Consider the following 25,067-nt stretch of genomic DNA (forward strand, 5'->3'; position numbering starts at 1 on the left):
TCAATGGCCGGTGGCAACTCTTGGCGGAGCAGAAGAGGTTCAGCGCGGGCAACTAATTAGGCCAACAAGGTAGGAAGAAAAACATGGTCAGCAGGAGCAGCAGCCCCATGGCGGACACTTTGGCTGTCTCCAGATGGAGGCAACTGCAGAAGCAGGAGATAGACACTCGGCAGATATGACAGGTAGAGGGCCAACATGATGGCTAAACCAGGCAGATGCTGGATTGCTAAATGTGCATTCTGATAAGGTTTCTGTGAGGTTGCGTATTTATTTTTGCTCACATATCTACGGAGCTCCATGAAATTGATCTAGCCAAGACAATCTATCATACTCCTAAATATAAAAAGGAGAGACAATGCCTCTTCCATAAGCCTTGCAAGGCGACAAATGGACAGCGGTCACTGCCCGCAATGCGCTACCCCTGCTCATATGGTGCGCCAAGAACGGTAGAGCTATCACCTATGGCCGGCTTGATCGGGAGATTGTGAACAGGGGGCTTGGGCATCATGTCATGGCTGTTCAGTATGGATATCCTGCGGGAGCAATCGGAGATGCCTTGATCGAAACAGGAGCAGAGTGGGGCGAGCCGATACCGCCTCTCAATGCTCTAGTAGTCAATGCAAAGGATGGTCTTCCCGGCAGAGGGGTAAATTACTACCTGAGAAGATATTCCAAGTCTGAAAACGTTGACTATATGTCGGAAGACGAGAAGCGAGCCGTTGTCGACGAGATTCAAGGGGAAATCTTTTCTTATGGCCGCTGGGATGAAATCCTGAAGAAGTATGGCCTGCGGCCTGTCCGAGACGGCCTAGCAGATGAAGCAGCGGACCATGACGAGATTGCGCCACCGGTGAGAGGGGGTTGGTCTTCCGAGGGGGAGAGCAAGGAACATAAAGCCTTGAAGGATTTCGTCGCAACAAATCCGCACGTTGTAGGCCTCCCACGCAATTGCAGGAACTGTCGCAAGGAATACCTGTTCGCTACTGGCGATAAAGCGGATGTCGTATTCGAGACTGAGAACGGATATCTTGGCGTTGAAGTCAAATCCAACATTTCCAATGACGCTGATATCAACCGCGGACTGTTTCAGGCAATAAAGTATCAGGCATTGCTCCGGTCTGAGCAAAAGGCGGCACTTTTGCCACCAACAGCACGCGCAGTGCTCGTAACCGAAAGGGACCTCCCTGCTGAATTGCAAAATCTCGCCGATATCCTCGGAATATTCGTGTACATAGTATCGGTGAACAGTTGAAGCTTGAGGCGGCTGCCGCCTTACAGCCGAGCTCCGTCGATAGCCTTCAACGGAGTACCCGGGTTTGGCCGCCAACGTTGCCATCATCCGTGCATTTGCATAGATAAAATCTATGCAATTCACTGGAGGTTATCGGTAATGCAAATACTCATCGTGCTGTCCAGCCAGGATCCCGAGATCAAATGGAATGCCTTGCGCTTGGGCAATTTCCTGCTCAACGAGGGCGAGGAGGTAACTGTTTTCCTCAATGGCGGGGCAACCGACCTGCTGGTCGGCGACTGCGAGACATTCCCCATCGCCGAACAGGCCAAGCTGTTCACGCTTTCCGAAGGCGTGTTGGCTGCCTGAGGCAAGTGCATGGCCCTCCACGGCGTGGAGGAGAACGGACTCATCACTTTGTCCAACATGAAATTTCTTTATGAGCAGGTGCAGAAGGCTGACAAAATACTGAACTACTGACGCCCAGGCGCGGTTTCCCTCTTGGCCTGATTGACCCGCGCCGCTCTTGACCATTGCTTGCTCCTTGGCCTAACTATTACTTTTCTCGAATCTCTTAGCCAACCAACCGACCTGCCAAGGGGTTTCACTCATGGTTCAGAAGTCCGATAAGATCTGGTTCGACGGCAAGCTAGTCCCCTGGGGCGAAGCGAACGTGCATGTGCTCACCCACACCTTGCACTACGGCGTGGGCGTGTTCGAGGGCATCCGGGCTTACAAGTGCACGGACGGCCGTTCGGCTGTCTTCCGCCTCAAGGAGCACATGGACCGGCTTTTCGACTCGGCCAAGATCCTGCACATAACGATCCCCTACACCCGCGAGGCGATCATCAAGGCCATCGTGGAGACCCTGCAGGCCAATCAGATGGCCGAAGGCTACATCCGGCCCATCGTCTTCATCGGCGACGGCATGATGGGCGTGCATCCCGGCGATAACCCCATCCGCGTGGCCATCGCCACCTGGCCCTGGGGCGCGTACCTGGGCGCCGAGGCCCTGGAGAAGGGCATCCGTGTGGCCACCTCCTCCTATATCCGCCATCACGTGAACATCATGATGACCAAGGCCAAGGCCAGCGGCAATTACCTGAACTCGGTGCTTGCCAAGATGGAAGCCAAGGCCAACGGCTACGACGAGGCCGTCCTGCTCGATCCCGACGGCTATGTGGCCGAAGGCTCGGGCGAAAACATATTCCTCGTGCGCTCGGGCTACCTCAAGACCCCGCCACTGACCTCCATCCTGGAGGGCATCACGCGCAACTCGGTCATGACCCTGGCCGCCGACCTGGGCTACAAGGTCGTCGAGGAGCGCTTCACCCGCGACTACCTCTACGTGGCCGACGAGGCCTTTTTCACCGGCACCGCGGCCGAGATCACGCCCATCCGCGAAGTGGACCGCCGCGTCATCGGCGAAGGCAAGGCCGGTCCCGTGGGCAAGAAGCTTCAGACCGAGTACTTCAAGGTGGTCAAGGGCGAAAACAAGAAATACGAGTCCTGGCTGCATTACTACAGCCTGTAGTCTGCAAGTCGGCGATTTCACACAACGGGGGGAAGCGGCAACGCTTTCTCCCGTTCGTCTTTTGGGGCTATGCATCTTTCTCGAGCGCAGTCTTCTCTGATTCGGCCTCCAGGATGTGGTGGCCCCATTCGATCTGAACCTTCTTTTTTCCCCAGCGCCTGGCGGCCTTGATGTCCTTTCCGTGATAGATGTCGATCCGCTTGGCGTAGCGTTTGTTCAACTTGTCCTTGACCAGATAGATGCCGGGCAGGCCCTTGATCCTCACGGGCGTATTGTGCTTGAGACCCAGCTTGATGAGGTCGCGGGACACGGCGATGCACTTCATGCCGGGCTTGAGCCTGTCACCCCAGGCCGCGATGTCGGGCGTACTGTCGGTCTGTCCGCGGTGCGAGGTGTAGGCCGTGGCCGTGACAGTGAGCGCGCGCTGCTTGGACTTCTTGGCCAGGGATTCGCTGGGGGCGGGCTTTGGGCGTGCTGGTTTGGACGCCACGCTGTCTGGCGGGGCGGAGGGTATGATGGCAGGCTTGGCAGGCATGGGCTCAGCGGGTGGCGCGGTGAGCGTGGAACAGGCATTCAGGACGAGCAGCATGCAGGACAGGCTCAGTAAAAGCCGGAAACGTGATAGCGAACCGTTCATGGCAGCGCTTCCTCGATGTGTTTGTGCGCACGAGTTGGGCGCGATGTGCAGGTATCGTCCGCGAAACGGGTCTGCGGACGTGTTTTGCGGGTAGTAGTGCAGCAGGTGTGCCGAATAGAGACCGCGGAAAACACGATGCAGGCCTGTAGGGGCGTGGTTCGTCAGAGCCGATCGCGTGGCGGATCAAAAGTGCGTGCTGACTATCCCGGCAAAACTGGTGGATTGTCCGCGTGGATCTAGAGCAGATTGCTTTTAAGACGCCCTCTCCGGCGTTGACGGCGCAAGTGAATTGCGCCTACGCCTACACGGCGGCAAACCATGCCGCCGCATGGTTTGCAGAGCATTTTCAAAAGCAAAATGCTCTATTGAAGAGCCCCATGAAAAGGGTATGGGGGAGGTCGATGGGTGGATTGGAAGTAAAGGAAGTGGCGGATCGCGGGAATTGGAGCAGGCTTCAATTCCGCAGTCGCCTCCAGCCATTCAATCAGCACCTTTCTCTTTCCCCACTGCTTCGCGGCCTGCACGTCCAGCCCATGATAGATGTCGATGCGCTTGGTCCAGCGCTTGTGCAGCTTGTCCTTGACCAGGTACACTCCAGGTAATCCCTTAATCCGCACGGGCGTGTTGCGCGTCAGCCCCATTTTGAGCAAATCACGCGATACGGCGATGCATCGCATGCCTGGCTTCAGCGTGTCGCCCCAGGCGGCGAGAGAGGGATTCTGGTTGGTTTGGTAGCGGTGAGAGGTGTAGGCCGTGGCCGTTACCGCAAGGGTCCGCTTGGTCGCGCCGGCCGGAGAGCCGTTCGTCTCGGGTTGAGGTTGGACAGGCTGCTTGGACGGACTGGATCGGTCGGATGTGTGTGGAAGTTTGTCACGAGGCACAGAGGGTGGAGGCGCGGCCATGCTGGCGCATACATGCAGGACGAGCAGCATGCAGGACAGACCCAGCAGAAGCAGAAAGCGAAAGAGCGGACCGTTCATGGCAGCGCTTCCTCAATGTGGTTGGTGCGCACGAGGTGGGCGCGATGTGCAAGTATCGTCCGCAAAGCAGGCTCACGGATGTGTCTTGCGTAGGTAATGCAGCAGGTATGCCGATATGCCGCATCACTGCGGGTATGCAGCGGCTGCGCATCGGGGGGAGTTAGCGCTATGGAAAGGGATGAGGAAGGAGAAAGCCGAGGGGCGAAAAAAAGCCCCGTCCGGCTGACCGGACGGGGCTTGGGATAGCCTATGCGTGCGCTTAGTCCGCGCCTGCGACTACCAGCGCTCGCGACGCTGGCCGCCGGCTCCGCCGCCGAAGCCGCCGCCGCTGCCGCCTTCGCGACGGGGCTTCTGCTGGGCCTCGTTCACTTTGAGGGTGCGGCCGCCAAAGCTGGCGCCGTTCAAAGCCTGCTCAGCAGAAGTGGCGCCGTCGGCATCCATTTCCACGAAACCGAAGCCGCGGGGACGGCCCGTCTCGCGGTCCGAGATGAGCTTCACGGAGTTAACGTTGCCATGGGTGGCAAACAGGTTGCGGATGTCGTCCTCGGTGGCGGTAAAAGGCAGGTTGCCGACGTACAGATTCTTGGTCATCGAGCTGTGCTCCATTCGAAATTTTCCGCATTCTTCGTAGTCATCTGGAGCGAAGCACGGCTTGTCCAAGAATCGACTCGAATACTGCGCGAATTCAACTGGCGGGGAAAATAAGACCTTCACGAAAAACTTGCAAGAGGAAAAACGTATTTCTGGTAACTATTTTCTGAAATTGAAGGGACATGCAAGCAGGGCAAGGCCTGGCCGAGAAAAACAGCGGGACAGCCACTTTATAATGCGAGGCAAAAAGCCGAAATAGTTCAACGCGAAAAGGCGGAGAGCATTGCCCTCCGCCTTGAGATATCATGAGGCGTCGACCTCGGATCAGAGTGCTGAACGTCGCCTGCGTTACTCGTCCTTCTTCTCGATCTTGGCCCAGGTGTCCTTGAGACCCACGGTTCTATTGTACACGGGCTTGCCGGGCCTGGAGTCCGGATCGCAGCAGAAATAGCCGATGCGCTCGAACTGGCAGCGATAGCCAGGCTCGGCCTGGCCCAGCGCGGGCTCGACAAAGCCGTGCACGATCTCAAGAGCGTTCGGGTTGATCAGCTCCAGGAACTCCTTGTCCTTGTCCGCCAGCGGATTGGGCACGCTGAACAGGCGGTCGTACAGGCGGACTTCGGCGGGCACGGCATGGGCCGCGCTGAGCCAGTGCAGGGTGCCCTTGACCTTGCGGCCGTCCTGGGACCAGCCGCCGCGCGTCTGCGGGTCGTAGGTGCAGATCAGCTCCGTGATCTCGCCGCTTGCGTCCTTCACGACTTCCTTGCAGGTCACGTAGTAGGCGTAGCGCAGGCGAACTTCCTTGCCCGGAGCAAGGCGGAACCACTTCCTGTGCGCGTCTTCCTTGAAGTCGTCGCGCTCGATGTACAGGGTGCGCGAGAAGGGCACCTGGCGCGTGCCCATTTCGGGCTTCTCGGGATGGTTCTGAAACTCGAACCATTCGACCTGGCCCTCGGGATAATTCTCGATGGTCACCTTGAGCGGTTTGACCACGCCCATCATGCGCGGAGCCGTGTCGTTCAAGTGCTCGCGCACGCAGGCTTCGAGCTGCTCGATCTCCACCACGTTCTCGGAGCGGGCCAGGCCGATGCGCTCGATGAACATGCGGATGGACTCGGGCGTGTAACCCCGGCGGCGGATGCCCGTGAGGGTCGGCATGCGCGGGTCGTCCCAGCCGCGCACGTAGCCTTCCTTGACGAGCTGGATGAGCTTGCGCTTGCTGACCACCACATAGGTCATGTTCAGGCGCGCGAACTCGTACTGTCGCGAGTGGAAGAGGCCAAGGGTATCCAGCACCCAGTCGTACAGCTCGCGGTTGTTCTCGAACTCCAGGGTGCACAGGGAGTGCGTCACGCCCTCGATGGAGTCCGAGATGCAGTGCGTGTAGTCGTACATCGGGTAGATGCACCACTTGTTTCCGGTGCGATGGTGCTCGGCGTGGCGGATGCGCCACAGGGTCGGGTCGCGCATGACCACGTTGGCACTCTTCATGTCGATCTTGGCCCGCAGCACGTGCGCGCCGTCCGGGAACTCGCCCGCGCGCATGCGCGCGAACAGGTCCAGGTTCTCCTCGATGCTGCGCTCGCGATAGGGGGAGTTGCGGCCGGGCTGGGTGAGCGTGCCCCGGTGCTCGCGGATTTCTTCGGCGGAGAGCGAGTCTACATAGGCCTTGTCGAGCTTGATGAGCTTTACTGCGTGCTCGTAGAGCTGCTCGAAATAATTGGATGCGTAATAGAGGTGCTCGCCCCAGTCGAAACCGAGCCAGCGCACGTCGGCCTTGATGGACTCGACGTACTCTTCCTCTTCCTTGAGCGGGTTGGTGTCGTCGAAGCGCAGGTGGCAGCTGCCGCCGTAATCGCGAGCGAGCCCGAAGTTGAGGCAGATGGACTTGGCGTGACCGAGGTGCAGGTAGCCGTTGGGCTCGGGCGGGAAGCGCGTGACGATGGTCGTGTGCTTGCCGCTGCGCAGATCCTCGTCGATGATCTCACGGATGAAGTTCTTGGGCGCCGGTGCCGGAGCCGTTTCAATGGGCTGGGTCATGGGAGGTCCTTTTGTTGCTGCAGTCCTGGGTTCAGGGCCCAGGCCTTAACTGACTGTTGAAAAAAGCCGTCCTGGCTATTTTCAACTCCGCAATGCTTGAGCAAAGCTCAAGCATTGCTCACGGATGCTTCGCATCCGGCGGGCCATTCTGGCCCGCACAGCCTGTTTTCAGCAGGCTGCTAATGATGGGTCGGGAATACGGAAAATCAAGCCCCCGGTCAAATAGGGCTGAAGGTGGGATCATGCGAGGGGTAGCAGGCCGGTCCAGCCGGGGTTTCTTGGCCTCCGGACTCTTCCGCCGGAGCCTCGCCAGGCAGGCCTTCGGAAGGCTCCACGGCCTGTATGCTGCCTTGCAGGCGTTTGGAGATGGTCAACACCTGATTCGTGCGCTCATCATTCAGTGCATTGACTGATTCCCAGTCCTCCAGAGCGCCGTCCACGGCCTCGGCATAGCTGATGAGGAAAACACCGGTATCGTCCACCAGCAGACCCAGTTCGCGCACCAGCAGCAGGTCTGGGAACGAGTAGCCGCTCAAGCCGGCCTGCTGGCGCAGATAGAAGTTCTCGTCCACGGGCACGGCCACGGTGCGGCCGCGGAAGTCCAGACCGCCGAAAACCTCGCCGCCGTAAACGAGTTGATCCGCTGGCACCCAGATGAGTTCGTTGAAACTCGCGCCTTCCGGCGGAAGCATGGTGCCGATGGTCAAGGCGCGCGTTACGCGTCCGCGTTGATCGACATCAAAAAATACTTGCTCCTCCAAGCTTAGGCCCAAGGGTTCGCCTGTGGTCTCGGGCCCCAGGCTGACCTCGCCGACGTAGACGAATTCCTTGTCCACCTTGAGCACCAGCGGCGGCGTGGGCGAAACCACCAGCGTATCCTCGGCCATGGAGCTTGAGGCATTGCGGGGAGCGCAGGCAGGAGCCAGAAGCACGGCAAGGGCGGCCAGGAGGATAATGATCGAACGGCCGGTTTGGGAGAGCTTTGGGAGAGGCTTCCGGGACGGCGGCATGCAGTGCGCTCCGGGTAAGGGGTTGCTCCAGTAAAGAAGCATAGCCCCATTCCGGACCTGCGGCTGTTAGAAATAACGCCTTCAGGATAGAAAATGCTCCAGCCGTCGCAGCACGGCCAGGAAGCTGCCTTTCCGCACAGCCCGGCTCAAGGTGCCGGGTCGGTATTGGTCGGAACGCACCAGGAAGGTCATGAGCCGTATGGTCGTGCCGCGATCCGCCTCGCCAATCAGCTTTTGCTCGGCGAGCAGTCGGAAGGCTTCCTTGTGCCATGCGGCCCAATCGAAGAAATCGAGGCTTTGGTGGCGCTTGAGGTCCTCCACCAGTTCGGGAATGGCCATGAGCCGGCCCTGCTCCAGGGCCTCGATGTGCTTGCGCAGGATATTGCGGGGAATCATGCTGGCGGTGCGAACGGATGGCCGCGCGCCGGACGGGAATGGTCCCGTCCGGCGCGCCGGCGCATCATGCCGGACCCCTGCGTCGGCGCAGGCTGCCCGTGAATTTCTTGGGATCTATGCGGTACTTCTTCACCTTGTAATTCACGATGCGATAGGAGACGCGCAGGTCGCGCGCGGCCTGGAGCATGTTGCCCTTGGCTTTCTTGAGCGCATCCACGAGGATTTCCTGCTCGAACTTTGCCACGGACTCGCCGAAGGACAGGCTGGAGTCGGTGGCCGAGCTCTCCGCGGTCTGCAGCGTGGGCGGCAGATGGTAGGAGCGGATGACCTCCTCGTCGCAGATGAGCACGGCGCGCTCCATGCAGTTGCGCAACTCGCGCACGTTGCCCGGCCAGTGGTACTGCACGAGCAGGTCGATGGCCGGCGTGGAGATGCGCTTGATCTTCTTGGCGTACTCCTGGGCGAAGGACCCCAGGAAATGCTCGGCGATGGGCAGGATGTCCTCGCGTCGCTCCCGCAAGGAAGGGATGAATATGGGGAAGACGTTGATGCGATAGTAGAGGTCTTCGCGGAAACGGCCCTCGGTCAGCAATTCCTCCAGCGGCTGGTGCGTGGCCGTGATGAGCCGCACGTCCACGCTGAGGGTCTGCTCGCTGCCCAGGCGCTGAATCTCCTTTTCCTGGATGGCCCGCAGCACCTTGGCCTGGGCCTCCAGGGACAGTTCTCCGATCTCGTCCAGGAAAAGGCTGCCCTTGTGGCCCAACTCGAAGAGACCCTTCTTGATGGCCACGGCGCCCGTGAAGGCGCCTTTTTCATGGCCGAACAGTTCGCTCTCGATGAGTTCCGAGGGCAGGGCGGCGCAGTTGAGCTTGATGAGCGGCCTGTCCTTGCGCGGGCTGCCGGCGTGGATGGCCTCGGCGAGCAATTCCTTGCCTGTGCCGGATTCGCCGCGCAGGAGCACCGTGGCCCGACTGGGCGCCACTTGGGCCACCTGCTGCAGGACCAGGCGCATGGACTTTGAGGTAGCCACGATATCGGGCGCGGTGATGTTGACCTCGCCCGTGTGGTGCATCATGAGGCCTTGGGCGATGAGGTGGCGCTGCAGGGCCATCTCCTCCTGCAGGCGGGCCACTTGCGTGGCCACCAGTCCGGCAACGACCTCCAGAAACTGGCAGTGCGAGTCCAGGACTTCCTGGGACTGAGTCGGTATGTCCACGCTCAAGGTTCCCAGGGTTTCGCGTTCTCCCGATCGTACCGGCAGGAGCACGGGTACGCTGATGAAGGCCAGGCTGGCCAATTCTTCCTGGCTGCGGCCGAAGGCTTTGTTCAGGAATTCGGCATGGTCCTTCATGCGCGGGATGACGATGGGCCGGCCGGTCTGGAAGACCTGGCCGATGATGCCCTGCCCCGGCGTGTAAGTGGCCTGGGTGACTTTCGGCTGGCTGTAGGTCAGGCCGATCTTGAGCGTGCCTGTTTCGGTGTCGAAGATGGCCAGGAAGGCCCGCTTGTAGCCGAAGGTTTCCGCCAGTATCTCCAACAGCCTTTTCATGCTCGGTTGCAAGGCTGCGTGCGGACCCATCTCGTCCATCATCTGGCGAAGGGCCCGCAAGTAGCTGGCGGCATCCGTGCTTTTGATCAAATCCATAAGGGGTGTTCCAATTAGGCTGGCTTGACGGCGGCGGCGCCGAGTTCGACGGCCTTGTTGTTGATCTCCAGGAAACGGGCCTTGAGCCGGCGAGCCATGGTCGTCTTGAGGTCTTCCAGGCTCAGCGGGGCAAGCCCCAGGGCGCACAGCGCGCCCAGAAGCACCATGTTGGCGCTCTGCGTCGTACCGGCCTGGCGACCCAGGCTCAGGCAGGGCAGGAAATGGGCGCTCGCCGCGCACTGCCGGGTCTTGGTCTCGATATCGGCCAATTCCGGATAGCGCTCGCGGCCCAGGGACACGCCGATAGGCAGGATCGGCTCGGAGCTGGAGACCACCACGCCGCCCGACGCCAGGTAAGGCAGGGCGCGCAGGGTTTCCAGCGGCTCGAAGCCAAGCAGCACGTCGGCCTCGCCATAGCCGAGCTTGGGGCTCAGATAGCCGCCGATGAGCACCGCGGATTCCACCACGCCGCCGCGTTGAGCCATGCCGTGGATTTCTCCGGCCGTGACGTGCAGACCCTTGTCCAGGGCCGCCTCGGCCAGGATCTTGGTGGCCGTGAGCGTGCCTTGGCCGCCCACGCCGGTCAGCAGGATTCGCACCTTGTCCTTGGCCATTACTCGCCCCTCCCCTTGGCTTTGATGCCGGGCGCCATCTGCAGGCAGACCATACAGCCCGAACACTGGTCTTCGTCGATGCGCACCTCGCCGCCGGCCCCGCCTACCAGGGAGAAGGCCGGACAGGCCAGGGTCTCCAGGCAGGCCAGCACGTCCTCGCCCTGCTGGGCCACGTAGGCCACGCGAGTGACCTTGCGACCCTCAAGCCTGCGGGCGTGCAGTGGGCAGGCCTCGCGGGCGATGAGCACGCGCACGCCGCTGGCGGCCTTCATCTCTTCCAGGGCTTGATTGAAGGCCTTGAGCTTGAGCGGGTTGACGGTCTGCACGTTGCACACGCCGCAGCCGCGCACGATGGCTTCGATGTCCACCTGGGAGTCGCAGGCGCCCTGAATGGTCACGTCCACGCCTGGATTGGGCTGGTGACCGGTCATGGCCGTGGTGCGGTTGTCCACGATGACCACCAGGATATCATGCTTGTTGAACACGGCGTTGACCAGGCCGGTGATGCCCGAGTGGTAGAAGGTCGAATCGCCGATGAAGGCGATCGTGGTCTGGCCCGAGGCCTTGGACACGCCGGAGCCGGCCGAGATGCTCGAGCCCATGCACAGCAGGAAATCCGCCGCGGACAGAGGTGGCAGGATGCCCAGGGTATAGCAGCCGATATCCGAGGAATACACGGCGTTGTCGCCGAAAATCTTGCGCACGGCGAAGTACGTGGCCCGGTGAGGGCAACCGGCGCACAGGTTGGGCGGCCGCTGGGGCAGGTTTTCGGGTACGGCGCAGGTCGGCGAGCCCGTGAGGCCTTCCGGCAGGTTCACGCCGAGGACCTCGGCCAGGGCGCGGCGCACCAGCCCGGTGGCGTACTCGCCCATGCGCGAAAGCCCGGCCGTTCCCTTGCCGCGAATGTCCAGGCTGTTGAATGCCTTGCCGCTACGCTGGACCAAGGCGCGGATCTCGTTTTCAAGGATCGGCTCGCCCTCTTCAAGCACCAGCAGCGTTTGCAGCCCGGACATGAAGGAGAGCAGGCGCTTCTCGGGCAGGGGCCAGCTCATGCCGAGCTCGAACACGCGGGCCTTGCCGGCCAAAGCCGAGTCCTGCAGCGCGTCCGCCAGGTAGGCCCGGCTGATGCCCGAGGCGACCACGCCCACTTTCCCTTCGCCGTGCACGCGGTTCAAGGATGTGGATTCGGATGTCTCGGCGGCCTCGGCCAGCTTCTTGAGCAGCTCGCCATGGCGCACGCGGGCCACGGCCGGGATGGGCACGAAACGCCGGGGATTCTTCTGGAAGCCGGCCGGAGCCTGCTTGGCCGCACGCTCCCCTAAAGCAACGGGGCCGCGCAGGTGGTTGAGCCGGGTGGTCGTGCGCAGCAGCACGGGCTGCTGCCACTGCCTGGACAGGAGCAGGGCCTCGCGGACCATGTCCTTGGCTTCCTGAGCCGTAGCCGGCTCGAAGCAAGGCAGTCCGGCCAGGCGGGCGTAGTAACGGTTGTCCTGTTCGTTCTGGCTGGAGTGGCAGCCCGGATCATCGGCGGACAGGAGCACCAGCCCGCCGGGCGTGCCGATATAGGCCAGGGTCATGAGCGGGTCGGCGGCCACGTTCACGCCGACGTGCTTCATGGTCACCAGGGTCATGGCTCCGGCCAGGGTCGCGCCGCCGCCGACTTCCAGGGCAACCTTCTCGTTTACCGAGTACTCGAAGTAGTAGTCGTCCCCGCCCTGGGCACCGCTCAGGGCAAAGAAGGTGTCCGGGACCTCGGAGGAGGGCGTGCCGGGGTAGCAGGACACCACGTCGATGCCGGCCTCCAGCGCTCCGCGCACGATGGCCTCGTTACCCAGCAGCAGGTGCGTTTCGCCGGCCTTGCCGGTCAGAATCGGTTTGCTCATGTCATATCATCCTTATGAAGCTGATGCGGCCTGGCCGGCCTGAGCTTGCTTGACTTGAAGCTCGGCGATCTTGGCCGCGATGAATTCCGCGTTGGCGGGCTCCAGCTCGCGCAACGCCTCATAGGCTGCGATGGCCTCGTTCCATTGGCCGGCCGCCTCGGCGGCCTGGGCGCGTGCGCGGGTCAGGGGCGCCTGGTAGGCTTCGGGGATGCCGGATGCGGCCTTGAGGCCTTGCAGAGCCTCGTCTGGCTTGCCCGTGGCCATGAGCGCGTTGGCCATGCCCAGCTCGGCCGTGGCGCGCAATTCGTCGCCGGCGGTGTCGCGCAGCTTGCGGAAAGCCTCCAGGGCCACTGCCTGGTTGTCCTCCTCGACAGCGGCGTTGGCCAGCTCAAACAGGACCGCCGTGCGCAGGGCCGAGGGAGCCTGCTCGGCAAAAGCCTGCAGGTTCGTCAGGCGATTCTCGCCGCTGGCGGCCACAAGCTTGCCTAGCTCTTCCCTGGCGTCGGCCAGGCGGGAATCGCGCCAGGCTCGGTAGCCCGAGGCGAGGGCTACGACCAGAATCAGTCCACCTACGGCAAAGGCTATGACCTTGAGATTGTCGGTCAAGAATCGCAGGATGGGGTGCAGCTCATCATGTTCAACGGCCGCAGTCAGGCCGGGTTCGGGCTGCGCAGGACGCTTGTCAGCCATAATAGAGGCTCCTTCGAATTTGTTTTCAATTTCGCGGATGCGAGTGGATGGTTGTACGAGCATATGACAAAAAGATCAAAATAATCCTGGAGCCATTCCTGTCATCCAATTGTTTGCACGTCTAGGGCCGTGAGCAAGTTTAGCAAAATTAGGAGGCTCGATTCCGCTTTTGCCTTAACAAAAGCGTACAACCTGCTCGTCGCAGCTCCCGGCTGGCTGGTGGCGTTTCTCGGCACGGTCTGCTAGACAATCGGCAGAAAGACCAGCCTCATGGAGACGAATATGGAACTGAAGATGCAGATGCGCGCACTGGCCGAAGCGGCCAGGCAGGCGGCCCGAGGCATGGCCAAGGCAGGCGGAGTGGCCAAGAACGAAGCCCTCCTGGTCCTCGCGGAAATGCTCCACGAACGGCGCGAGGAAATCTTCGCCGCGAATGGCAAGGATGTGCGGCAAGCCAGGCAGAACGGCCTGGACGAACCCAAGATAGACCGGCTGACCATCACGGCCAAGGTCGTGGATTCCATGATCCAGGCCTGCCGCGAAGTGGCGGCCCAGGATGACCCGGTGGGCGCCATCGAAACCATGTGGCAGCGGCCCAACGGACTGCTCGTGGGACGCATGCGCATCCCCCTGGGCGTCATCTGCATGATCTACGAGTCCCGGCCCAACGTGACCGTGGACGCGGCCATCCTGTGCCTCAAGGCCGGCAACGCGGTCATCCTGCGCGGCGGCTCCGAGGCCTTCCACTCCAATACGCTGCTGGCTGCCATGCTGGGCGAGGCTCTGGCCAAGGCCGGGCTGCCCGCGGCCGCCGCGACCCTGGTGCCCACCACCGAGCGCGCCGCCGTAACGGCCCTGCTCAAGATGGACGACCTCATCGACGTGGTCATCCCGCGCGGCGGCGAAGGGCTCATTCGCGCCGTGGTTGAACAGGCCACCATGCCCGTGCTCAAGCACTACAAGGGCGTGTGTCACGCCTATGTGGATCAGGGCGCGGACCTGGGACAGGCCCTGGAGATCGTCTTCAACGGCAAATGCCAGCGGCCAGGGGTGTGCAACGCCCTGGAAGGCCTGCTCGTGCATGCGGCCGAGGCCGGGGAATTCCTGCCCAAGGTAGCCGCCAAACTCGGCGAAGCCGGAGTGGAATTCCGCGCCTGCCCCCGGGCCCTGCCGCTGTTAGGTCAACACGCCAAGCCCGCGCAGGAGTCCGATTGGGGCTTCGAGTTCCATGACCTGATCATGGCCGTGAAGGTCGTGGACAGCCAGGATGAGGCCCAGGAGCATATCGCGCGCTATGGCTCCAACCATACCGAGGTCATTATCTCCCGCGACCACGAGCGCATCATGCGCTTCTTGCGTGAAGTGGACGCCTCCCTGGTTGCGGCCAACGCTTCCTCACGCTTCAATGACGGCAGCGAACTCGGTTTGGGCGCGGAGATCGGCATCTCCACCTCCAAGTTGCACGCCTACGGGCCCATGGGCGCGCGCGAGCTGACCAGTTCCAAGTTCGTGATTCTGGGCAAGGGGCAGGTCAGGACCTGATGCGCCTGGGCATTTTCGGCGGCAGCTTCAACCCGGTCCATGTGGGTCATTTGCGCATCGCCATCGAGGTCCGCGAGACGCTCGAACTCGACCAGGTGGATATGGTGCCCGTGGCTTCGCCGCCGCACAAGGAGGCCTCGGACCTCCTGCCTTTCTGGCTGCGCTGCCTGATCCTCAAGGCCGCCGTGAAGCAGGCTCCGGGTCTGGCCCTCAACGATCTGGAGGCCTTGCTCCCGGAGCCGTCCTACACCCATCGCACTTTGTCGGCCTATCGGGAGATTCTGCCCGATGCCGAGCTGTATTTCATCCTGGGGGCCAGCGATCTGCTTCTGCTCGACTTATGGCACCGGGGCCGCGAGATGCACGAGTTGGCCAACTTCGTGGTGGTGCCGCGCTTTGGCAAGGATCTGCAGGCTGTGGCGGATTTCGTGCCGCGATTCTGGCCCGACGCCGAGCGTCTATCCGCTTGCGCGCACTCCGCGCAGCCGAGCAACTGCCAAGCCTGCTGGCGGCTGCCCAGCGGCAATCTCTTGCAGTACGTGCATGCGCCGGGCCTGGATGTGAGCGCCACGGATATCCGGTATCGTTTTCTGGACGGCCGGTCCCTGGTTTATCTGGTGCCCAGCGAGGTCGAGCAAGTGCTCATGGAGCGTCGGGAGGAAGTTCGGCGCATCTGGAGCGTACGGCCCGAGGGCAAGCACACGCGTTGCCGGGCGGAGGACGACGGGGAGGAATAAGGCAAGTTCCGCCTGCTCCGTGCCTCCGCGCGCCGAATCTCAATATGGTTCAGCCGTTGCGCAGGCCTTGCCGTTCGGAACCCAGCGTGTCCCAGGGCGTACCACGAGTCGAGGCGGACAGTCTGGCGGTTAAAGCAATACGCACATGAAATGTGGGGTCCAGGGGGCCTGGCTCCCTGGTGGGTGGGGTCTGGGGAGGGCGAAGCCCTTCCCGGTTCATCTGCAAGTTGCTTTAGCCTAGCGGCAGTCTCATGCCGGCCCGGGCGATTGCGCGCAGAATGCTGTAACGGCTGATCTCCCCGCGAAGCTTGTTGTCGCTGGCCACGGGCAGGGCCAGAATGCGCTTTTGGGAGATGATCTCCATGGCCCGGGTGACGTTTTCATACGGGGCGACGCTCAAGTAGTTGGTGATCATCAGGTCCGCGGCGGTAAGGTGCTTGTGCTGTTCGATGCCGTCCTTGATGTCGAACACCGTGCGCCGACCGAGCAGCTTGTTGAGGCCGGTTCCGCCCACGAGCTTGGTGAGAATATCGAAGCTCGATATGATCCCGAGCAGCCCTTCCTTCTTGTCAACCACATAGACCAGCCGGGATATCTCGTCGTGGCGATAGGTGCTGAGCAGCGCTTCCAGTTTGGTATCCGGCTCAACAGTGAGCACCTTCTTGGTCATGGCCTCGTCGACTAGCATGGCGGGGACCTCGTTATGGTTGCGAATCAGGATGAATGTCCTGAGTTATGTTCTAGTAATACAATCGGCTGTTCGGCCGAAAAGTTTATCCGGCCGGGCAAGAGCAGCGAGAATCCTTCGCACACAAGGAACGGGAGCGGGTTTTCAGCCTGTTCCGGTGAGGCAGACAGCTTCAGAGTAGAGCCGTCAGGGCGAAATCACCCGCGTGAAACTGTCTGCACGGCTTAAGTCTATTGCAAAAGGAAGGACTAGGAGATGTTGAAAGAGCTGCGCTTTCCGCCTGAAGTCGCTGAAAAGCTCAAGTGTTATGTCTACCGTTTGATTGACCCGCGTAATGGAGAAACATTTTACGTTGGGCGTGGCCAAGGTGATCGAATTTTCGAACATGTTCGCGCTGCATTGAACGTGAATGGAGTTACTTTGCTGGAAGATGCAGGAGAAGACGTTAAATTTGAGCGCATCCGCCAGATAGATGCCGAGGGCTTTGATGTCCACCACGTGATTCATTGCCATGGGTTATCCGAAGAGCAGGCCAAAGCTGTTGAATCGGCGTTGATCGATGTCTACCCAGGGTTGACCAATAAGCAGTTAGGTGCTGGATCTGTTGAATTTGGTCCTAAACATGTAAATCAGATTATTGTAAAATATGCTGCAGAAGAGGCGGTCTTTGATGATAGTTGCAACTATATGCTTATCAACATCAATAAAAGCATAGGGAATCGACCAAATGTTTATGAATGTGTTCGGCATGCTTGGGGAGTAGAGAGGTCACGTGCAGAAGGAAGTGACTATGTGCTTGCTGTAGCTTGGGGTATAATCCGTGGCGTTTATGTGGCTGAAAGGTGGCTTGAAGCTACAGTCGAAAACTTTCCCGAGCAAGGTGCGTCTTGGAATAAAGAAGGTAAGCTCAATTTGGGCTTCGAAGGTAAAATGGCCAATCAGACAATTTGGGATTCCTTCGTAGGCAAGCGAGTGAATCTTTGGAGGAAAAGAGGAGCGCAGTATTCAGTACGTTATGTTGATAATAGGAGTAGGGCCAAAAACGCACGTTGATCGCAATGCCTTGTAATATCGACTTTTATTGATATGGCTCACGTGATGATCACGACCTGGTTACTGGAGCGTACGTTGCCCACACGCCCAATGCGTGCCTTGTTCGCTTTCTCATCGACGATAGGGGAGAGCTGACCACGTCTTGAACTCCTGACTCCAAACAGGTAACCCTATCCACAAACAGGCATCCGGCAGACACGTAAGGACGCATCAGGGCGTCATGTCCCATGCTGGATCGCCTGGCCATTGACGCGAGCAGGGGATTTTGCCCTTCTCCGTACTGCCATCCAACCCACGGGAGACATCCCAAGGACCAGCAGCGCCACGGGCCACGCGCCCGTGCCCGCGCCACACATCGACCATGCACAACACCCTCTCCATCCTTCGCACGCTGCCCGAGCACATGGAGTCCTTCCTGGCCCTGTGGGCCGAAGGCATGCGCAAGGCCGGCTACCTCGAACACACCACGGCCAAGCGGGAAGACTGCATCGTGTCCTTGCAGATCTTCCTGCAGCCCATGCTGGCCACCCTGGAAGCGCAGGGCAGGGTGCCGGAGTTCGGGGAACTGGCGCGCGACACTGTCTGGTGCGGGCATCTGCTGGAGGCTGCCCGGAGGCACCGCTTCCGCGGCGTGACCCAGGACATGTTCATCGGCTGCTTCAAGACCATGGTGCAGGCCGTGGTCGACCTGCTGCCTGCCATCGCCGCGCCCCATGCCGCGCGCCTTGCCTGCGCGCGGGTGATCCAGCGCTTTGCCGACGCCTTCGAGACCGCGCTCGTGGCCGAGTGGACAGCCCTGTCCCGGCGCGAGGCCGACGAGCGCCTGGAAGGCTCGAACCGCCTGCTGACCCTGGAGAAGAACAAGTACGAGAACATCCTGGCCGCTATCTCGGACCTCGTGCTGGTCGTGGCCGAGGACGGCACGGTGCTGGAGGCCAACCTCGCGGCGCGCAGGATCTTTGGCGAGCGCCTGGCCGGCGGGCTCGCGGTCTGGGATGCCCTGGGGCTGGAAGGCGGGTCCATGGCCGAGGTCCTGCGCTACTACCCCTCGGAGCAGGCCCACGAGATCCATGCCCCTGAGTCCGGGCCGCAGGGCGAGGAGCGTTACTTCGAACTCAAGATCATTCCGCTGTCCCTGGTCAGCCTGGCCTCCAGAGGCTACATCCTCGTGCTCAACGACATCACGGCGCACGTGCGCCAGCGCGACAGGCTTGAACAAGTGGTGGCCGAGCGCACCGAGGCCCTGCGCGCCGAGAAGACGCAGCTGCAGGAGATGAATATCACCCTGCGCCACGTCATGAGCAGCGTGGAAAAGGAGCGCGAGTCCGATCGCCACGCGATCGCGCACATCGTGGAGACCGTGCTGCTGCCGGCCCTGGAGCGCGTGCGCCGGGAAAGCGCGGCCGAGGTGCGCAAGGGCTACCTGGACATCCTGGGAGACCAGCTCGTGAAGCTGGCCCCGGGCGTGGGGCCTGACGGCGATGCGCGGCTGCTCAAGCTCACGCCCATGGAGATGAAGATCTGCCGCTTCATCCGCGCGGGCAGCTCCAGCAAGGACATCGCCGAGGCCATGAACCTCTCGTCCGGAACCATCCAGACCCACCGCAAGAACATACGCAAGAAGCTGGCCCTCCAGGGCCAGGACATCAACCTGTACACCTACCTGCAGTCCCTCGCCCCGTCGGCGTCCTGAGCCCCTAGTACCGGCGGCCCAGGGCCGTTGCAGCCCCTTATGCGGCCCGCGAACGAACCGCGCGGGCTCTGGAGGACGTGCCGGGGCCGCGCCCCCTTGCGGGTGGCGTCCGGGGAGGGCGGCGCCCTGCCCGGTTCAAGGGAGATCCGCCGCAGCGCCGCGCGCTTGCTTGCTGCGGCCCTAGAACTGAGTGCTTTTAAGACGCACGCTCCAGCGTTGACGGCGCAAGTGAATTGCGCCTACGCCGAAGCTGGCGGCAAGCCATGCCGACGCATGGCTTGCAGAGCATTTTCAAAAGCAAAATGCGCTATTGGGTATATGAATATACCCATTCTTTCCCCAATACCTCTCCTTGTGACAGCTGCCCTATGGTCCCTATTGGTGGACCATGCACACACACTGCCCTGAATCCCTTGGCGAACTCAGGCGGCCTCTGGCGCAGGACGTACGTCGTGCCTGCGCGTTGCGAGACTTCTTCCTGGCCTCAGGCGGCGCGGACATGGTCCGGGCCGCGCGGCTCCTGGCCTGCGAGGACGCCGCCGGTCCGGACCTGGCTGCAGCCGATCCGGCGCAGGTCGAGTTCGCCTTCAACCGGCTTTTCGTGGGGCCCATGGCCCTGGAGGCCCCGCCGTTCGCCTCGGTTTACCTGGAGCCCGAGCCCCTGGTCATGGGCAAAACGACCCTGAGCGTGCGCGGCGTCTATCACGCCCTGGGCCTGGCCTCCTTTCTGGAGGGCAGCCTGCCCGACGACCACCTGGGCCTGGAGCTGGACTGCGCGGCGATCATGCACGCGGCCCTGGAGCAAAGGCCCGACCGGACATTGAGCGAGCTGTACGCCTGGTTCGTGGGCGAGCACATGGCGGCCTGGGTGCCTGCCTTTGCCGCGCGGGTGGAGGCGGCCGCCTCGACAACCCCGGTCATCGCGTATTGCGTCCGCCAGCTCCTGCGCTGGCTGGATGAGGGAGTCGCCGCCACGAGCGGCAAAGCCTGAGCGTATGAGCAAATTGCCTGAGCGTAAGCATAAATCGGAGGATGACAGCATGACCCGAACCAAGGCGAATGGAAGTCCGCAGGCCTCCGGGGGCGGCCTGTCCCGGAGACGCTTCCTCGAAGGGCTGTTGGCCGCAGGCGCGCTGGCCGCCGTGCCGGGCAGCTTCCTGCGCCCGCTGAGCGCCCCGGCGGGCGGCGCCTACCTGGACGGCTATGAGGTGTTCCGCAACGCCTGCCCGCGCAACTGCTACGACACATGCAGCATCAAGACCTTCGTCAAGGACGGCGTGATCCAGTTCATCGAGGGCGCGCCCGAATCGAGCTTCACCCGGGGCGGAACCTGCGTGAAGGGCTATGCCTACACGCGCCGGCCCTACAGCCCGGACCGCATCAAGTATCCCATGGTCCAGGAGGGCCGCGGCAGCGGCAACTGGAAGCGCGTGTCCTGGGACGAGGCCATGGAGCGCATCGCCAAAAAGCTCCTGGACATGGAGGCGCTGGACGGCAACCTGCTGGGCCTTGCGCTGACCAAGTATTCGGGCAACTTCGGCATCACCAACTACGGCGTGGAGGGGTTGCTGACCTCCCTGGGCTACACCACGCGCCTGACCGGCACTCCCTGCTGGCCAGCGGGCATCGACGCCCAGAACTACGATATGGGCGACATGTGGTGCAACGACCCCGAGGACATGGCGCAGTCCCGCTACATCATCCTGTGGGGCGCGAACCCGGCCTGGAATTCGGTGCATTCGGTCAAGTACATCTACGAGGCCCGCGAGCGCGGGGCCAAGGTCGTGTGCATCGACCCGGTGCTGACCCAGACCGCGGTCAAGGCGGACGAGTACTGGCAGGTCAAGGCCTCCACCGACGGCGCGCTGGCGCTGGGCATGGCCCGCCACATCCTGGATAAGGGCCTGGTGGACGAGCAGTGGGTCCGGGCGAATTCCGTGGGCTTTGAGGAGTTCGCCGCCTACCTGCGCGAAAGCGTCAGCGTGGAATGGGCCGCGCAGGAGTCCGGCATCCCGGCCGAGAGGCTCGCCCGCGTGGCCGAGGAGTTCGCCCAGGCCAAGCCGGCCACCATCTGGATCGGCTACGGCATGCAGCGCCACGCCAATGGTGGAGCCTCGGTGCGCGCCGTGGACGCCCTGGTGGCCATGACGGGCAACGTGGGCAAGGTCGGCGGCGGGGCGCGCTACGGCCATTTGCGGACCTGGGGCTTCAACTACCACGCCATGCTGCAGAAGCGGCCCGAGGGCAAGAAGGGCGTGCCCGGCAAGGTCGAGGTCAAGGGCGACTTCCACTTCACCGGCGACGAGGGCCAGGGCGTGTCCTACTCGGACCGCCTCCTGAACATCAACAAGACCGCCCAGGAGCTGCTCGACGCGCAGAACCCGCCCGTGCGCATGCTGTGGGTCTCCTGCAAGAACCCCTTCAGCCAGGACTTCGACCGCAACAAGCTGCAGAAGGCCTTCGAGAAGCTGGAGACGGTGGTCGTGGTGGACCAGTTCTTCAACCAGACCGCGGCCATGGCCGACATCGTCCTGCCTGTGACCACCCTGTTCGAGGAGTGGAGCGTCAACGTCTCCTACTGGCACTACTGGCTGTCCATCAACGAACAGGCCATCAAGCCCATGTACGAGGCCAAGTCGAACATCGAGATCGCCGCGGCGCTGTCCAGGAAGATGAACGCGCTTGCTCCGGGCTCCTGCACCTTCCCCACGGACATCGACACCAAGGAGTGGATGGAGAAGGAGTTCAACCAGGGCATCCACGACCTGTTCGGCATCACCTCCTGGGAGGAGCTGAAGGCCGGTCCCAGGAAGGCGCGCATGCCCTCGTCGGCGGCGTGGCATGACCTGAAGTTCGGCACCCCTTCGGGCAAGTACGAGTTCAAGTCCGAGCTGGCAGCCTCCCATGGCCACGCGGCCCTGCCCATGTACGTGCAGCCGCGCAAGCCCACGGCCAGGCTGCGGCTGCTGACTCCCCACACCAAGTTCGGCCTGCACTCGCAGTTCGTGAACCTGGACTGGATGGAGGACTTCAATCCCGAACCCTTTGTCTACATCCACCCGAGGACGGCGGCGGAACACGGCATCGAGGAAGGCGACATGGTCCGGGTCTTCAACGACATCGGCCAGGAGAGGCTGCGCTGCAAGCTCACGGACAACGTGCCGGCCGACACGATCATGATGTACGAGGCCTGGTTCCGCAGGATGTCCTACAACTGCCAGAATCTGGTCGACGACACGCCCGCCGACATGGGCGCATACAAGACCGGGCAGCCCGGCGTGGCCATTCACGACCAGTTCGCCAACCTGGCCAAGGCCTAAGGGTAGGGAGGAAGGCAATGCAACGGCAACTCGCATTCTACGTCGACGCCGAGCGCTGCATCGGCTGCTTCACATGCGCCATGGCGTGCAAGAACCAGTATCACCAGGAAAACGGGGTCGTCTGGCGCATGGTCCACGACCTCAAGGCAGAGATCTACCCCCATCGGGAGCGGGCCTTCTATTCCCTGGCCTGCAATCACTGTGAAAATCCGACCTGCCTGAATGTCTGTCCCGTGAAGGCCTATTACAAGCGGGACAAGGACGGAATCGTTGTCCACGAGCAGGAGAAGTGCATCGGCTGCGGCAACTGCATCCGCTCCTGTCCCTACGGCGCGCCCAAGTACAACCCGGTGGGCAAGCACGCCGAGAAATGCAGCTTCTGCTGGCAGCGCGTCGACGCCGGGCTCCTGCCCGCCTGCGTGCAGTCCTGCCCGGTATCGGCGCTACGCATGGTCGATCTGGCGGATCTGGATGAGACGGGGTTGGTCCGGTTCCCTCCAGGCTTCCCCAAGTTCCCGGCCCTCAACCCGTCCGTGCGTTTCCGCGCGCCCAAGCTGCCCACATTCATCAGGAGGGACGAAGCATGAGTTCCCTGGAAATCCCCCTTGTCCTGTTCACCGTGCTGGCACAAGCGGCCGTCGGCACGGTGCTGGTCAGCGGCCTGCGCCAGCACGCCGCCCCGGGTCTCGCGGGCGACGTGCGCAGGGAGTGGTTCACGGCCTCGGGCATCCTGCTCCTGGGGCTCGCCGCGTCCCTGTTCCACCTCGGGCATCCGCTGGGCGCGCTGGGTGCCATCAAGCACCTGAGCAGGGCCTGGCTGTCCCGCGAGGTTCTGGGCACGGGTCTGTTCCTGGCCCTGGCCGTGGCGGGCGCACTGACGGCCAGGGAGAAGATCGGCAAGGTCCTTGTCCTGACGGCCTCGCTCGTTGGGCTGCTGGCCGTGTTCGCCATGGGCATGACCTATGCGCCGCCCAGCTATCCGGCCTTGAACAACGCCCTGCCGCTGGTCTTCTTCCTGCTGACGGCCCTGTTGCTCGGATCCGGAGTGGCCGCCTTGTTCAGCCCCGAATCCAGGCAGCCCATGCTGTGCTCCATCCTGGGCGTGAGCCTGATCATCGCCCTGGTGGTCTACCTGGTCGTGCCCTGCGTCTGGCTGTCCGGCTCAACGGTCATGGCCGCCACGGGCAAGGCCTGGATGTCCTCGCCCCTGTACTGGGGCCGCATCGTCGTCGGTCTGGTCCTGCCGCTCGTGGTGCTGTGGAAGGCCAGGCGCGTGCCGGCCTGGCTGCTGGCGCCGCTGCTGGCGGGTGAACTCATGGGCCGCATGATCTTCTTTGCCGCAACCGTGCACACCGCCACCAGCATCGGCGGCCTCTATTAGGGTCGTTCGCGAATGAGATGCGCGGTTCAGGAGCGTACCCGCTTCTGGTGGGAGGGAGCCGGGGAGGGTAAAACCCTTCCCGGCTCCCATGTCCCGAGTCCTTGGAGCCGGGCCAGCCTCGCCCGCTGGGCCGTGTGCCTGGCGGCGTGTCTGGGCCTCGCGGTTGCGCCGGCCCCGATACGACCGCAGGCCTTGGCAGGAACGCCCGGCACGGCTGCCGGCGAGACGACGCAGGGCAGGGCGGAGGCCTGCCCCCTGACCACGCCGCGCCACAAAGCGCAGCTGAAGACGCCGAGAGTGGAAGGCCGCGTGGAGGAGGCGGTCATGCTCGAACTGGCCCTGACGCCTCCCGACGTGCCCATGGGCTTCTTCGTCACCAGCCTGGCCGACGTGCTGGAGGCCCCGGCCGGGGCCACGGGCGAGCGCCGGCCCAGACTGCTGACCGGCTTCCCGCGCATCCGCTTCGTCGCAGCCGTGCCCGGGGACTACCGCCTGGCCATCCGCCTGAGCCTGGTCGCCAAATCCAGCTGCGGCGGAGTAAAGGCCGCCACGCTCCTGGAGCAGGAGGCCCTGGTGCGCATCCGCCCCTGAGCAGCGAGCGGCCCTTGGCCCATCGCACAACTCGCCCTCAGCCTCTATCTCGCCACCACCTAGGCAAGCAATCACCATTTCCATCACCGCAACACCCTTCGCGCACGGCCTCATGCTCAGCCTGGTGCACGTTTGCGGCCTGGTCCGCAACACCTGCTGGAAAGACCCGCGCCTGGATCTGGAGCTGCTCGGGCCTTTTCAGGCCGCGCCGCTTCTCGCGCCCTTGCTCAACAGAAATTGTGCGTTATGTAGACGGTCTTGTTGCCCGGCGAGTAGGCCAGCCCCAGGCCGTCCTTGGTGAAGTGCTTGTTGAGTATGATGGCCCTGTGCGGAGGGGAGTTCATCCAGCCGGTGACGATCTTCTCGGCCATCTCCTCGGGCGTGAACCAGGTGTACTCCTCGGAGACCTGCTGCCCGCCGCGCATGGTGCGCCGGATGTTCTTGTAGGCCGTGACCTGGAAGATGTTCTCGCCGATGCCCTGGTACCTGTTGCCGCCCACGGGCACGCGGCATTCGTAGCCATACTTGTCGGCCCGGTCCGAGGGTGTCCGGCCTTCGGGGCTGTTGTGGCTGAAGTAGTTGCGTCGGGCCATGTCCTGGCTGTGGCTAAGTGCTATGGCCGCCAGCTCCTTGGTATGGGTCAGGGTTTTCAGTCCGTGCTCGGCCCTGATCTGGTTGATGCGCTTGTGCACGGCATCGGCCACGGCCTTGAGGTTGACGGGCGCCTGGGAGCCGGGAGGTGTCGCCGCCGTGGCCTGAATTGCCGGGAAAGCCGACCAGACAAGGGCAGCCATCAATATTATCAAGGCCA

General features: G+C 62.4%; 24 protein-coding genes. 12 read left to right on the forward strand and 12 right to left on the reverse strand.

Translation table 11 applies throughout. The features are described from left to right. The first annotated feature begins 556 nt into the window (after nt 1-556). From H585_RS0111290 to H585_RS0111305, 3 genes are all read left to right on the forward strand, one after another. Entirely contained in the window at nt 557-1,252 is a 696-nt protein-coding gene (locus H585_RS0111290) for a hypothetical protein (protein WP_138708183.1), read from the forward strand. Between the two features lie 138 nt (nt 1,253-1,390). Beyond that, a complete protein-coding gene (locus H585_RS0111295; RefSeq protein ID WP_244432527.1) occupies nt 1,391-1,711 on the forward strand; it encodes a DsrE family protein in 321 nt (106 codons plus the stop codon). A gap of 130 nt (nt 1,712-1,841) precedes the next feature. Next, nucleotides 1,842-2,765: a branched-chain amino acid transaminase gene (locus H585_RS0111305; RefSeq protein WP_027367894.1), complete on the forward strand. Its 924-nt coding sequence runs from the start codon at nt 1,842-1,844 to the stop codon at nt 2,763-2,765. Nucleotides 2,766-2,832: 67 nt separating this feature from the next. Here the strand turns inward: H585_RS0111305 and H585_RS0111310 are convergent, their stop codons facing one another. The 10 genes from H585_RS0111310 to H585_RS0111355 all read right to left on the reverse strand — a co-directional run bounded on the left by H585_RS0111310 (nt 2,833) and on the right by H585_RS0111355 (nt 13,251). Continuing rightward, nucleotides 2,833-3,402, reverse strand: coding sequence for a 3D domain-containing protein (locus H585_RS0111310; RefSeq protein ID WP_027367895.1), 570 nt, complete (start codon nt 3,400-3,402; stop codon nt 2,833-2,835). A 362-nt stretch (nt 3,403-3,764) separates the two neighbouring features. Continuing rightward, complete coding sequence (locus H585_RS0111315; RefSeq protein ID WP_027367896.1) at nt 3,765-4,382, reverse strand: 3D domain-containing protein; 618 nt, start codon at nt 4,380-4,382, stop codon at nt 3,765-3,767. 276 nt (nt 4,383-4,658) lie between these two features. Next, complete coding sequence (locus tag H585_RS0111320) at nt 4,659-4,973, reverse strand: RNA recognition motif domain-containing protein (RefSeq protein WP_005985282.1); 315 nt, start codon at nt 4,971-4,973, stop codon at nt 4,659-4,661. A gap of 348 nt (nt 4,974-5,321) precedes the next feature. Beyond that, nucleotides 5,322-7,013 carry a glutamine--tRNA ligase/YqeY domain fusion protein gene (locus tag H585_RS0111325; RefSeq protein WP_034627879.1) on the reverse strand — a complete coding sequence of 564 codons (1,692 nt, stop codon included), beginning with the start codon at nt 7,011-7,013 and terminating at the stop codon, nt 5,322-5,324. Nucleotides 7,014-7,231: 218 nt separating this feature from the next. After that, nucleotides 7,232-8,023 (reverse strand): hypothetical protein, encoded by a 792-nt coding sequence (locus tag H585_RS0111330; protein WP_027367898.1) that lies wholly within the window; start codon nt 8,021-8,023, stop codon nt 7,232-7,234. An 81-nt stretch (nt 8,024-8,104) separates the two neighbouring features. Then, nucleotides 8,105-8,419 (reverse strand): DUF6508 domain-containing protein, encoded by a 315-nt coding sequence (locus H585_RS0111335; protein WP_027367899.1) that lies wholly within the window; start codon nt 8,417-8,419, stop codon nt 8,105-8,107. A gap of 64 nt (nt 8,420-8,483) precedes the next feature. Continuing rightward, nucleotides 8,484-10,064, reverse strand: a complete 1,581-nt coding sequence (locus tag H585_RS0111340) for a sigma-54-dependent Fis family transcriptional regulator (protein ID WP_027367900.1) — start codon at nt 10,062-10,064, stop codon at nt 8,484-8,486. Nucleotides 10,065-10,078: 14 nt separating this feature from the next. Next, nucleotides 10,079-10,678, reverse strand: coding sequence for an indolepyruvate oxidoreductase subunit beta (locus H585_RS0111345; protein ID WP_014258285.1), 600 nt, complete (start codon nt 10,676-10,678; stop codon nt 10,079-10,081). Further along, nucleotides 10,678-12,561, reverse strand: coding sequence for an indolepyruvate ferredoxin oxidoreductase subunit alpha (iorA, locus tag H585_RS0111350; RefSeq protein WP_027367901.1), 1,884 nt, complete (start codon nt 12,559-12,561; stop codon nt 10,678-10,680). Before iorA ends, H585_RS0111345 begins: the two co-directional genes overlap by 1 nt. Before the next feature lie 12 nt (nt 12,562-12,573). Next, nucleotides 12,574-13,251, reverse strand: coding sequence for a tetratricopeptide repeat protein (locus H585_RS0111355; protein WP_027367902.1), 678 nt, complete (start codon nt 13,249-13,251; stop codon nt 12,574-12,576). Nucleotides 13,252-13,533: 282 nt separating this feature from the next. Here H585_RS0111355 and H585_RS0111360 point away from each other — a divergent pair, with 282 nt between their 5' ends. Next, nucleotides 13,534-14,793 (forward strand): glutamate-5-semialdehyde dehydrogenase, encoded by a 1,260-nt coding sequence (locus H585_RS0111360; RefSeq protein ID WP_027367903.1) that lies wholly within the window; start codon nt 13,534-13,536, stop codon nt 14,791-14,793. Continuing rightward, entirely contained in the window at nt 14,793-15,530 is a 738-nt protein-coding gene (gene nadD, locus H585_RS21355) for a nicotinate (nicotinamide) nucleotide adenylyltransferase (protein ID WP_034627884.1), read from the forward strand. Before H585_RS0111360 ends, nadD begins: the two co-directional genes overlap by 1 nt. Nucleotides 15,531-15,762: 232 nt before the next feature. Here nadD and H585_RS0111370 read toward each other — a convergent pair whose 3' ends face one another. Continuing rightward, entirely contained in the window at nt 15,763-16,218 is a 456-nt protein-coding gene (locus H585_RS0111370; RefSeq protein ID WP_014258280.1) for a CBS domain-containing protein, read from the reverse strand. 255 nt (nt 16,219-16,473) lie between these two features. On the opposite strand from H585_RS0111370, the gene H585_RS23055 reads away from it, so the two are divergent. From H585_RS23055 to H585_RS0111405, 7 genes are all read left to right on the forward strand, one after another. Then, complete coding sequence (locus H585_RS23055) at nt 16,474-17,271, forward strand: LEM-3-like GIY-YIG domain-containing protein (RefSeq protein ID WP_034627886.1); 798 nt, start codon at nt 16,474-16,476, stop codon at nt 17,269-17,271. A 361-nt stretch (nt 17,272-17,632) separates the two neighbouring features. Further along, nucleotides 17,633-18,964 (forward strand): LuxR C-terminal-related transcriptional regulator, encoded by a 1,332-nt coding sequence (locus H585_RS0111380; protein WP_027367904.1) that lies wholly within the window; start codon nt 17,633-17,635, stop codon nt 18,962-18,964. A gap of 388 nt (nt 18,965-19,352) precedes the next feature. Next, complete coding sequence (locus H585_RS21365) at nt 19,353-19,955, forward strand: TorD/DmsD family molecular chaperone (protein ID WP_102046956.1); 603 nt, start codon at nt 19,353-19,355, stop codon at nt 19,953-19,955. Nucleotides 19,956-20,004: 49 nt separating this feature from the next. Continuing rightward, the gene (locus H585_RS0111390; protein ID WP_051183104.1) at nt 20,005-22,284 is read left to right on the forward strand and encodes a molybdopterin-dependent oxidoreductase; all 2,280 of its coding nucleotides are present in this window, start codon (nt 20,005-20,007) and stop codon (nt 22,282-22,284) included. Nucleotides 22,285-22,301: 17 nt separating this feature from the next. After that, complete coding sequence (locus H585_RS0111395; RefSeq protein WP_027367906.1) at nt 22,302-22,871, forward strand: 4Fe-4S dicluster domain-containing protein; 570 nt, start codon at nt 22,302-22,304, stop codon at nt 22,869-22,871. Next, the gene (locus H585_RS0111400; protein WP_027367907.1) at nt 22,868-23,665 is read left to right on the forward strand and encodes a dimethyl sulfoxide reductase anchor subunit family protein; all 798 of its coding nucleotides are present in this window, start codon (nt 22,868-22,870) and stop codon (nt 23,663-23,665) included. Before H585_RS0111395 ends, H585_RS0111400 begins: the two co-directional genes overlap by 4 nt. A 12-nt stretch (nt 23,666-23,677) precedes the next feature. Further along, nucleotides 23,678-24,256, forward strand: coding sequence for a hypothetical protein (locus tag H585_RS0111405; protein ID WP_138708184.1), 579 nt, complete (start codon nt 23,678-23,680; stop codon nt 24,254-24,256). A gap of 227 nt (nt 24,257-24,483) precedes the next feature. Here H585_RS0111405 and H585_RS0111410 read toward each other — a convergent pair whose 3' ends face one another. Further along, on the reverse strand, nt 24,484-25,050 hold the full coding sequence (locus tag H585_RS0111410; RefSeq protein ID WP_244432528.1) for a CAP domain-containing protein: 567 nt from the start codon (nt 25,048-25,050) through the stop codon (nt 24,484-24,486). Between the last annotated feature and the right edge of the window lie 17 nt (nt 25,051-25,067).

It is taken from the genome of Desulfocurvibacter africanus subsp. africanus DSM 2603, assembly GCF_000422545.1.
GTDB lineage: Bacteria > Desulfobacterota > Desulfovibrionia > Desulfovibrionales > Desulfovibrionaceae > Desulfocurvibacter > Desulfocurvibacter africanus.